10 protein-coding genes are annotated in these 9123 nt (G+C 57.2%); all 10 read left to right on the top strand.

Annotated elements, in window-relative coordinates; genetic code table 11:
• Positions 1–540 (top strand): MucB/RseB C-terminal domain-containing protein (locus A3754_RS07495; protein WP_197468546.1); only part of this gene is annotated, 540 nt, incomplete at its 5' end.
• A gap of 23 nt (positions 541–563) precedes the next feature.
• The gene (locus A3754_RS07490) at positions 564–1013 is read left to right on the top strand and encodes a SoxR reducing system RseC family protein (RefSeq protein WP_231880538.1); all 450 of its coding nucleotides are present in this window, start codon (positions 564–566) and stop codon (positions 1011–1013) included.
• Between the two features lie 35 nt (positions 1014–1048).
• Positions 1049–2497: a DegQ family serine endoprotease gene (locus tag A3754_RS07485; protein ID WP_082904768.1), complete on the top strand. Its 1449-nt coding sequence runs from the start codon at positions 1049–1051 to the stop codon at positions 2495–2497.
• 228 nt (positions 2498–2725) lie between these two features.
• The gene (gene lepA / locus A3754_RS07480) at positions 2726–4525 is read left to right on the top strand and encodes a translation elongation factor 4 (protein WP_063519214.1); all 1800 of its coding nucleotides are present in this window, start codon (positions 2726–2728) and stop codon (positions 4523–4525) included.
• A gap of 99 nt (positions 4526–4624) precedes the next feature.
• Positions 4625–5416 carry a signal peptidase I gene (gene lepB / locus A3754_RS07475; RefSeq protein WP_063519213.1) on the top strand — a complete coding sequence of 264 codons (792 nt, stop codon included), beginning with the start codon at positions 4625–4627 and terminating at the stop codon, positions 5414–5416.
• Between the two features lie 34 nt (positions 5417–5450).
• Positions 5451–5801 carry a DUF4845 domain-containing protein gene (locus A3754_RS07470; protein ID WP_231880537.1) on the top strand — a complete coding sequence of 117 codons (351 nt, stop codon included), beginning with the start codon at positions 5451–5453 and terminating at the stop codon, positions 5799–5801.
• Positions 5798–6484 carry a ribonuclease III gene (rnc, locus tag A3754_RS07465; RefSeq protein WP_082872317.1) on the top strand — a complete coding sequence of 229 codons (687 nt, stop codon included), beginning with the start codon at positions 5798–5800 and terminating at the stop codon, positions 6482–6484. Before A3754_RS07470 ends, rnc begins: the two co-directional genes overlap by 4 nt.
• Complete coding sequence (gene era, locus A3754_RS07460; protein ID WP_063519210.1) at positions 6477–7409, top strand: GTPase Era; 933 nt, start codon at positions 6477–6479, stop codon at positions 7407–7409. Before rnc ends, era begins: the two co-directional genes overlap by 8 nt.
• On the top strand, positions 7396–8073 hold the full coding sequence (recO, locus tag A3754_RS07455) for a DNA repair protein RecO (RefSeq protein ID WP_063519209.1): 678 nt from the start codon (positions 7396–7398) through the stop codon (positions 8071–8073). The genes era and recO overlap by 14 nt, the downstream gene beginning before the upstream one ends.
• Positions 8074–8191: 118 nt before the next feature.
• Positions 8192–8917 (top strand): pyridoxine 5'-phosphate synthase, encoded by a 726-nt coding sequence (gene pdxJ / locus A3754_RS07450; protein ID WP_063519208.1) that lies wholly within the window; start codon positions 8192–8194, stop codon positions 8915–8917.
• Positions 8918–9123 lie beyond the last annotated feature (206 nt).

Genomic DNA, 9123 nt, shown 5'->3' with positions numbered 1-9123 from the left:
GCGCCGCTGGATACCCATCGCTACGGCTACCGCCTGTGGCTCGATAATGAGAGTAATCTGCTGCTTAAATCGGAAGTGGTTGATGGCAGTGGTGTGGCGCTGGAGCGGGTGGAATTTGTTACCTTGACCTTGGCCGCGCCGCTTACCGAGCAGGATTTTTCCATCCCTGAAACCGTGAAAGAAAGCGATCTGACGCAACTGGCGGATTCTCACCCGTCTCACCAGTTGTCGGTGGAAGCGCAATGGATGCCAGCGGGTTTTACCTCTGTGGATCAGGATTGGCGACAGGGCGGTTCCGACCGCGAGCCCGTGGCCGCACAGGGTTACAGTGATGGGTTGGCGGCGTTTACCGTGTTTGTGGAAGCGGTGGGAGACAGCACCGTGGAAGAGGGTGTAAGCCGCGTTGGCCCCACGGTAGCGGTTAGCCGCAGACTCACCGCCCCTAGCGGTGCCTACCTGGTGACGCTGGTGGGTGAGGTGCCGCAAAACACCGCAGAGCGTGTGATTGAAGGCATCAGCGTGCGAGACAGCCAGCCCTGATGTTACAGGAGCAGGGAGTCGTCGTGGCGGTAGAGCCCGGGGCTATCTGGGTAGAAACCGTGCGTGCGTCCACCTGTGGTGCCTGCAAGGCGAAAGCTGGCTGCGGGCATCACCTCATCAATGAACAGCAGTCCGGGCAGCGCGCCCGTCTGCGGGTTCCTTCTCAAGATTCTCACCAGGTTGGCGATACCGTCAATGTGGCGTTGCCCGAGGGCGCGCTAATGCGTGGTGCGCTGTGGGTATATGGGCTACCGCTGGTATTGTTGTTTACTGGTGCCTTGCTGGGCTTGGCTCTTCCCATCGAAACCGTTGATGCATCTGCCTTGCTGGGTATGGCGGGGTTGTTTCTCGGTTTTGCGGTCAATCGTGCCATGAGCCGCCGCGCGGGGCATACTCTGGCTTATCAGCCACGCCTGATGCCATCCGGGGACGATAGTTGTCAGGCTGTGGTGATTAAGCCTGCATCGCAATAAAAGGCCGCGAAAAGGCCTGATAAAAGGAGACTTCAATGCGACGAGGATATCGTTTCGCAGCAGTGTGGCTTGTAATCCTGAGTGCCGTACTGGCGGCATGCTCCGACCCTTCTTCTGAACCTTCAGCCCAGCGCGGTGAGCCTTTGGTGACCGGTCTGCCTGATTTCACTCGCCTGGTCGAAAAGGAAGGTCCGGCGGTGGTGAATATCAGCACCGTGACGCACCGGGATGAGTCCTCTGCCGCAGATCAGCTCAAGCAGCTGCCTGAATTTTTCCAGCATTTTTTCGAACAGTTCGGTGGTGAAGGTGAAATACCGTCGTTGCCGGAGCAGGAAGATACCCGCTCATTGGGCTCGGGTTTTATCATTTCCGCAGATGGTTACGTGCTGACCAATAACCATGTGGTGGCGGAAGCCGATGAGATCATGGTGCGCCTGCAGGATCGCCGTGAGCTGCCCGCCGAGTTGGTGGGGGCTGATGAACAGAGTGATCTGGCGTTGCTGAAAGTGGATGCCGGTGATCTGCCCGTGGTGGATATCGGCTCCTCTGCCGACCTGAAAGTGGGTGAATGGGTGCTGGCCATCGGTGCGCCATTCGGGTTTGACAGCAGTGTGACGGCCGGGATTGTCAGCGCCAAAGGGCGCAGTCTGCCCAGCGACAGCTATGTGCCTTTCATCCAGACCGATNTGGCGATCAATCCGGGTAACAGCGGTGGGCCGCTGTTCAACCTTAGCGGTGAAGTGGTCGGGATTAACTCACAGATTTTCAGCCGTTCCGGCGGTTATATGGGCGTGAGCTTTGCCATTCCTGTGGATATGGCCATGGATGTGGTCAGCCAGCTCAAGGATGGCGGCAAGGTCAGCCGGGGCTGGCTGGGTGTGCTGATTCAGGAAGTGGACCGGGATCTGGCCGAATCCTTTGGGCTGGATTCGCCCCGTGGTGCCCTGGTTTCCCAGGTGCTGGCGGGCTCTCCGGCCGAGGCGGCCGGGGTGGAGCCGGGTGATGTGATTACCCGTTTCAACGATGAAACCATCTATCGCTCGTCGGAGCTGCCACGCTGGGTTGGCCTGGTGAAGCCGGGATCGGATGTGGACATGGTGGTAGTCCGTGATGGTGAGGAAAAGACCTTGTCGGTAACCATCGGGCTGCTGCCGGATAATCCGGAAATGGCCTTGAGCGGTGGCGCCCAGGATAACGAGACCGACCCCGGTGTGAAGCTCGGTCTGACCGTGCGTGAGGCGTCTGCATCAGAATTGAGCCGCCTGGACCTGAAAGCGGGGGTTGTGGTTACTCAGGTTACGGATGGTCCGGCCCGCCAGGCGGGGATCCAGGTCGGCGATATTCTGGTGACTCTGCACAGCTCACCGATCAATAGCGCTGCGGATCTGGCCGATGTGGCGGCGGATCTGCCGGAAGAAGGCACCGTGGCGGCACTGGTCAACCGTGATGGCACCCCCCGTTTTCTGGCGCTGAAGCTGCCATAGCCCCTTTTTTGGGGTGCCCGGCGTGGTTTTTCGGCGCACCGGACGGTGCGCCGTGCAACTCCCCCCCGATATCCGCTAGAATCGCGGCCCATTGTTTGTCGTTTTGAGTATCACGGTGTGTTGTCCGGCGCAGGGTCGGGCAGCAGGACGGCCCTTTCTGTCCCCCGGGTTTGAGAATGCGGGGCGGGGAAGGCTGGTGCGGCAACGACCTTTTGTTCAACAGGCCTTATGACTGACATCAAGAATATTCGCAACTTTTCCATCATCGCCCATATTGACCATGGCAAATCCACGTTGGCAGACCGCTTTATCCAGGTTTGCGGCGGCCTTAGTGATCGTGAGCTGAAGTCTCAGGTGCTGGATTCCATGGAGCTGGAGCGGGAAAGGGGCATTACCATCAAGGCCCAGAGCGTGACCTTGTACTACACGGCCCGTGATGGCGAAACCTACCAGTTGAATTTTATTGATACGCCGGGTCACGTGGATTTTTCCTACGAGGTGTCCCGTTCCCTGTCGGCCTGTGAGGGGGCGCTGCTGGTGGTGGACGCTGCCCAGGGCGTGGAAGCCCAGTCCGTGGCCAACTGTTACACCGCCATTGAGCAGGATCTGGAAGTGCTGCCGGTTCTGAACAAGATCGACCTGCCCCAGGCAGAGCCGGAAATGGTGATCAACGAGATCGAGGAAATCATCGGCCTGGATGCCCATGATGCCTGCCGGGTGTCTGCCAAGACTGGCGTCGGCGTGGATGATCTGCTGGAGCAATTGGTTGAGCGCATTCCTCCCCCGGAAGGCGAGCGCGACTCGGACCTGCAGGCCCTGATTATCGACTCCTGGTTCGATAATTACATGGGCGTGATCTCGCTGGTGCGGGTCAAAGAAGGCTGCCTGAAAAAAGGTGACAAGATTCTGGTGAAATCCACCGGCCAGACCCATGTGGTCGACAGCCTGGGGATCTTCACTCCCAAACGCACCGAGACTAAATTGCTGGAAGCCGGCGAAGTGGGCTGGGTGAGCGGCAGCATCAAGGATATTCACGGGGCTCCGGTGGGGGACACCCTGACCCTGGCGAAAACCCCCAATGTGCCGGCCTTGCCGGGCTTCAAGAACGTCAAGCCGCAGGTCTACGCGGGCATGTTCCCGGTAAGTGCGGATGACTATGAAGATTTCCGCGATGCGCTGGCCAAGCTGACCCTGAATGATGCCTCCCTGTTCTATGAACCGGAGACGTCCGACGCACTGGGCTTTGGTTTCCGGGTGGGCTTCCTGGGCATGCTGCACATGGAAATCATCCAGGAGCGACTGGAACGTGAATACGACCTGGATTTGATTACCACGGCCCCCACCGTGGTCTACGAGCTGGCGCTGGTTTCTGGCGACATCCTGCACGTGGATAATCCGTCCAAGTTGCCTGAAGGCGGCAAGATCGAGGAGTTCCGTGAGCCTATTGCGCGGGTCAATATCCTGGTGCCACAGGAATTTGTGGGTAATGTGATCACCCTTTGCGTGGAACGTCGTGGCTCACAGATCAACATGCAGTACCTGGGCAAGCAGGTTGCCCTGACCTACGACATTCCCATGGCGGAAGTGGTGCTGGATTTCTTTGATCGCATCAAGTCCGTGAGCCGGGGCTTTGCCTCCATGGATTATGCCTTCGAGCGATTCGAAGCCACCAAGCTGGTGCGGGTCGATGTGCTGATCAACGGTGATAAAGTGGATGCGCTAGCGATGATCTGCCACCTGGACCAATCAGCCTACCGAGGCCGTGCCCTGTGTGAAAAAATGAAAGAGCTGGTGCCACGACAAATGTTTGATGTGGCCATTCAGGCGGCCATTGGCAGCAAGATCATTGCCCGCCAGACCGTGAAAGCCCTGCGCAAGAACGTGACCGCGAAATGTTATGGCGGTGATGTGTCTCGTAAAAAGAAGCTGCTGCAGAAGCAGAAAGAAGGCAAGAAGCGCATGAAACAGGTGGGGAATGTAGAAATCCCCCAGGAGGCCTTCCTCGCCGTGCTCAAGGTGGATGATTAATGAATACTCGCCGGATGCAAGACGCCAAAGGCCGGACGCAAAACCTCCAGTCATCCGGCGTCAGGCGCCAGGCGTCCAGCGTTATTTAGGAGATTTCTGTTGGATATTGATATCGGTTTTTGGTTGACCCTGGCGCTGGCTATTACTGTCGTTGTCTGGTTGATCGACAAGGTGCTGAAACTGAAGAGTAAAGGCGGCCCGGTGGGCAGTGTGGTGGAAACGTCCAACTCGCTGATTTCGGTATTCTTCGTGGTGCTGGTGATCCGCTCGTTTATTGTCGAGCCGTTCACTATTCCCTCCGGCTCCATGTTGCCGACGCTGCAGATAAATGACTTCATTCTGGTCAACAAGTTTGCTTATGGCCTGCGTTTGCCCGTGACCAACACCAAAATTATTGAAACCAGCGAGCCCGAGCGTGGCGATGTCATGGTGTTCAAGTTTCCGGAAAACCGGCAGCAGAACTTCATCAAGCGTGTGGTGGGGTTGCCCGGTGACACTGTGCAGGTGAAGGACAATGTGTTGACGGTGAACGGGGAGATCATTGATCGGGATCTGGTCAATGAATGGGTTGGCCCGGGGGTATGGCGCAAGCAATACGTTGAACAGCTGGGTAACGCTACTCACCTGATCTGGCAGGAAGGCAAAACCAACCCCTATACCGGGCGCCAGCTGCCCCAGGCTCGCACTCAGGGAGAGTGGACCGTGCCGGAAGACGCCTACTTTGTGATGGGCGACAACCGTGATAACAGTAACGACAGCCGATTCTGGGGTATAGTCCCTGAGGGGCTGGTCGTGGGGGAAGCGTTCCTGATCTGGATGCACTGGAAACCGGTTTTCTCTCTGCCCAGTTTTTCTCGTAATGGCGCTATTGATAAGGTGGAGGCAAACTAAAATGATGACAACAACGCCCTCACGGCAACGTGGGATGTCACTGATCAGCTGGGCGGTTGTGCTGATTGTGGTGGCTATCCTGGGGACGGCTGCATTTCGCATGGTTCCGGCCTATATGGAACACAACACGATTGCGACAACCATCCGATCACAGTTGCAAGATGGCAAAACGGCACTGATGTCCCCGCGGGAAATTCGCGAAGGCATCGGCAAGCGGTTTACCATCAACCAGGTCAATGTGATTCGCGTGGATGACCTGGCGATTGTCAAGGAAGGCGGGGTACTGACCGTTTCCGCGGACTATGAAGTGCGCGAACCGATGTTTTACAACGTGAGCATCGTGATGACCTTCAAAGACGAGTTCAAGAAAGACGTTCGCCAGTGAATGGAGACCTTAACCGACTGATGGCCCGCCTGGGCTATCAGTTTCAGGATATATCCCTGCTTGAGTTGGCACTGACCCATCGCAGTGTCAGCCGCTACCGTAACTATGAGCGGCTGGAGTTCCTCGGTGATGCCCAGCTCGGGCAGATTATTTCCGTTGCCCTGTTTGAACAGTTTCCTGAAGCGGCCGAAGGCCAGCTGACTCGTATGAGGGCGTCTCTGGTGCGTGGTCAGACGTTGGCGCTGGTCGCACGGGAGTTGGGCCTGGGGGAATACCTGGTACTGGGTGGTGGCGAGCTGAAAAGCGGTGGTTTTCGTCGCGATTCCATTCTTGCGGATGCGCTGGAGTCGATAATTGGCGCCATGCTGCTGGATGGTGGTGAGCCCCGTTGCCGGGATGTGGTGTTGTCCTGGTTTGCGCCCCGCCTTGCAGCGGTTTCACCGCAAAGTGCCCAGAAGGATGCCAAGACCCGTTTGCAGGAATGGCTGCAGGCACGCAAATTTGAATTACCTACCTATGAAGTGACCCAGGTGGAAGGCCTGGCGCCGAAACAGACTTTCGATGTGCAGTGCTCACTGGATCAGGTGCAGCAAATATTTATTGCCCAGGGCGCGAGCCGCCGTAAGGCCGAGCAAGAGGCCGCAAGCCTGGCGCTTGAATGGCTGGAGCAGCAGTATGACTGATACCCCGTCTTCCCAGACTGACGATTCCCAGGCCACTCGTTGTGGCATGGTGTCCATCGTCGGGCGCCCCAATGTGGGTAAATCCACGTTGATGAACCACCTGATTGGCCAGAAAGTCAGTATTACTTCACGCAAGCCGCAGACCACCCGCCACCGGATTCACGGTATCCTCAGCCGTGATAACTATCAGATTGTGTTTGCCGATACCCCGGGTATTCACACCGGTCAGGAAAAAGCCCTGAACCGCGCCATGAATGAAGCTGCGGTATCCACCCTGTTCGGTGTAGATGTAATCTGCATGATGGTGGATGCCATGAAGTGGACGCCGGCGGACGAGCATGTGTTGTCCTTGTTGCCGGAAAAGGATCAGGTGCCGGTGCTGTTGATCATCAACAAGGTCGATAACGTGGATGACAAGGCTGCCTTGTTGCCGCACATCCAGGCCTTGAGTGAACGCTACCCCTTCGACGCGGTGATCCCGGTTTCTGCTTTGCGTGAACAAAACCTGGTAGAGCTGGAAAAGGCACTGGTTCAGCGCTTGCCGGAAGGGGAGTTCTGGTACGAGGAGGACCAGCTTACCGATCGCAGCCTGCGGTTTATGGTGGCGGAAATTATTCGTGAAAAAGTGGTACGCCAGCTCGGGCAGGAAGTCCCCCATCAGGTGAGTGTGGAAGTGGAGATGTGGGAAGACGGCCCCCGCGTCACCGAAATTTCTGCTGCTATTCTGGTGGAACGTCGTGGCCAGAAAAAAATTCTTATTGGCGACAAGGGTGAGCGTATCAAGCAGATCGGCATCCAGGCCCGTGAAGATATCGAGCGTTTGATCGAGCGCAAAGTAATGCTCAACCTGTGGGTGAAGATCAAGGCGGGCTGGTCCGATGATGCCCGCGCTTTGCGCTCCCTCGGCTACGATGAGCCTCGCTGAGACGTCACTGCAAGCCGCCTGGCTAATTCACCGGCGGCCTTTTCGTAATACCAGCCTGACGGTAGACCTGTTTCTTCCTGCACTTGGCCGAGTTGGTGCGGTGGTGCGTGGCGGCCGCAAAGATCCGTTACTGGCACCGTTTACTCCCTTGTGGGTAGCCCTGAAGCCCTCCGGTGAGATGTATTCCCTGCGGGCGTGCGAGCCACGGGGGAATCGACTTATGCTCACCGGCAAGGCTTTGTACTGCGGGTTTTACCTGAACGAGCTATTGACGCGATTATTGCATCGGGACGACCCCAATCCATCGGTTTGGCCGTTATACGAGCAGGCCTTGTCCGATTTGCTGACGCAGACGCCCTTCGATATTACCCTGCGGCAATTCGAGTTGGCGGTGCTGGAGCAAATTGGTTACGGCATTGCCCTGGATCAGGATGTTCACGGGCACGGGCTGGATCCCGAGGCGTTATACCAGTTAAATCCTGAGCAGGGTTTGGCGAAGACAGACACCGGGGCAGGTTATGCTGGCGTGGACTTGCTGGCCATTGCTCAGGGGGATTGGCATCCTGCCGCGCGCAAGGCAGCATTAAGTTTGTGTCGACAGTTGCTGGCTCCGCATCTGGGCAACCGGCCATTGAAAAGCCGGGAGCTGTTTCGGGAGAAATGAAAGCTAGAATCAAAGTATCAGCTACGAGCTACGAGCTACGAGCTAGAAGCTAAAAGCTAAAAGCTCAGGGGCCCCGTCTCTTCCGGCTGGCCCGTAAAATGCGTTTAAGGTGAGTCTTATGTCCAGAGTACTTCTCGGCGTCAACATCGATCATATCGCCACTCTTCGTCAGGCCCGCGGCACCCGTTACCCCGAGCCGGTGCAGGCTGCATTGGTCGCGGAGCAGGCGGGGGCAGATGGTATTACTGTGCACCTGCGTGAAGACCGCCGGCATATCAACGACCGGGATGTGGAGCTGCTGGCGCAAACACTACAGACCCGTATGAATCTGGAAATGGCGGCCACTGAAGAAATGGTGGGCATTGCCTGCCGGATTAAACCGCCGCATTGCTGTCTGGTACCGGAAAAGCGTGAAGAGCTGACCACCGAAGGTGGATTGGATGTGGCAGGTAACAAGGCCTGGATTGCCCAGTGCTGCCAGCGACTGGGGCAGGCAGGCATTGAAGTGTCCTTGTTTATTGATGCGGATGAAGAACAGATTGTGGCGGCCCGGGAATGCGGCGCCCCGGCAATTGAAATTCATACCGGTGGATACGCCGATGCAGAAACGGTGGACGAACAGCAGCAGGAGCTGGCGCGCATCCGTTCCGGAGTGGCGTTTGCGCTGGAGCAGGGGTTGGTGGTCAATGCTGGCCATGGCCTGCACTATCACAACACCTTGCCGATTGCGGAAATCCCGGGTATCAACGAGCTGAATATTGGCCACAGCATTATCGCCCGGGCGGCGATTACCGGGCTGGATGAAGCCGTGCGCAGCATGCGGGCCTTGATCGACAAGGTTTAAGGAACCTCTGAATAACTCCTTGCATGCTCAGTCTTTCAGGCTGGCTCGCAATCTAGGCGCGATTTTGAAGGTGTCCCCTAACTGGGATCGAGATATGTCCATCCATCGAAAAAACGCAACGACGAGTGCGGGCCAGCCTGGAAGACCCGGAGGGCACGGCCTGAAGCGTACATCTGCTGCGCCTTGCCTCTAGGAAAGGGAACCAC

The organism is Alcanivorax sp. HI0083 (genome assembly GCF_001635175.1).
This window is presented reverse-complemented; position numbering and strand designations above follow the sequence as displayed.

Bases quoted from the DNA above. Each gene is read 5' to 3' on its own strand.
- A3754_RS07470 (WP_231880537.1), top strand. From the start codon at position 5,451: ATGTCACTGATCAGCTGGGCGGTTGTGCTGATTGTGGTGGCTATCCTG.
- era (WP_063519210.1), top strand. From the start codon at position 6,477: ATGACTGATACCCCGTCTTCCCAGACTGACGATTCCCAGGCCACTCGT.
- lepA (WP_063519214.1), top strand. From the start codon at position 2,726: ATGACTGACATCAAGAATATTCGCAACTTTTCCATCATCGCCCATATT.
- recO (WP_063519209.1), top strand. From the start codon at position 7,396: ATGAGCCTCGCTGAGACGTCACTGCAAGCCGCCTGGCTAATTCACCGG.
- pdxJ (WP_063519208.1), top strand. From the start codon at position 8,192: ATGTCCAGAGTACTTCTCGGCGTCAACATCGATCATATCGCCACTCTT.